We start from the raw sequence: 898 nt of genomic DNA, 5'->3' as shown, positions 1-898 counted from the left end.
TCGATGTGGCCGCCCATCAACTGTTCGGGCGCTGCGTAGGCGGCCGTACCAACGGTCATGTTTGTCTGTGTAAGACCACTGATCTCGTCCCGATTGCGGGCAATGCCGAAGTCGGTCAACAAGATACGTTGCTTTCCGCCCTGTGGACGGGTCAGCAGGATATTGGCCGGCTTGACATCGCGGTGCAGCAGGCCTTTCTGGTGGGCATAATCCAGCGCGCTGGCGACGCCGGCAATTACGGTCCGCGCATCGGCAGCCGGCATTCCGGACGGACAGCTTTCCCGAAGCACTCGACGGGTATCGAACCCGTCGACGTAGCGCATCGCGATCCACAAATCACCCTCGAATTCGCCCCGGTCATACACCTCAACGATGTGTGGATGCCACAGCGACGACGCCAAGTCGGCCTCCCTGATGAACCGATCCCGGTAGTCGGGTTGACTGGATAGCTGGTCGTTCAGAATCTTGAGGGCGTCCCGCCGCGGCAACCGTGGGTGCTGAGCGAGGTAGACATCACCCATTCCGCCGCTGCCCAACAGCCGCACCACGGTGAACCCGGCGAAATCCGCCCCTTCCTCTAGCGGCATGCGCCGCATACTACAAGCGCAGCGGCTGACCAGTGACACTCCGACAAAAACAGCGTCGACTCGGGATAGTGCGTAGCGGTGCATTCTTGAACAACCGGCGATGGGCGTCGTTAACATTTGCGCATGCCGTTGATGAGCGGTGCCTCGTTCGCCGGCTACACCATCGTGTCGCTATTAGGGACCGGTGCGATGGGTGATGTCTACCTCGCTCAGCACCCACGGTTGCCGCGGCGGGACGCCCTCAAGATTCTGAACGACCAGCTATCCAGTCAACCCGACTACCGGGATCGGTTCATCAGGGAGGCCGACTT

Annotated in this window: 1 protein-coding gene and 1 pseudogene; one reads left to right on the top strand and one right to left on the bottom strand. The window is 61.0% G+C overall.

Annotated features, from left to right (window positions below):
- Positions 1 to 587: serine/threonine-protein kinase (locus A5744_RS05650; RefSeq protein ID WP_139331244.1), on the bottom strand; the 587-nt coding region annotated here is incomplete at its 3' end.
- Between the two features lie 123 nt (positions 588 to 710).
- Between A5744_RS05650 and A5744_RS05645 the strand changes: the two are divergent.
- Positions 711 to 898: pseudogene (locus tag A5744_RS05645) on the top strand (serine/threonine protein kinase); the annotation flags it as partial.

Origin of the sequence: Mycobacterium sp. IS-1264, from assembly GCF_001954195.1 — a bacterium.
GTDB lineage: Bacteria > Actinomycetota > Actinomycetes > Mycobacteriales > Mycobacteriaceae > Mycobacterium.
The sequence above is the reverse complement of the archived record's forward strand: the minus strand, read 5'-3'. Positions and strand labels throughout refer to the sequence as shown.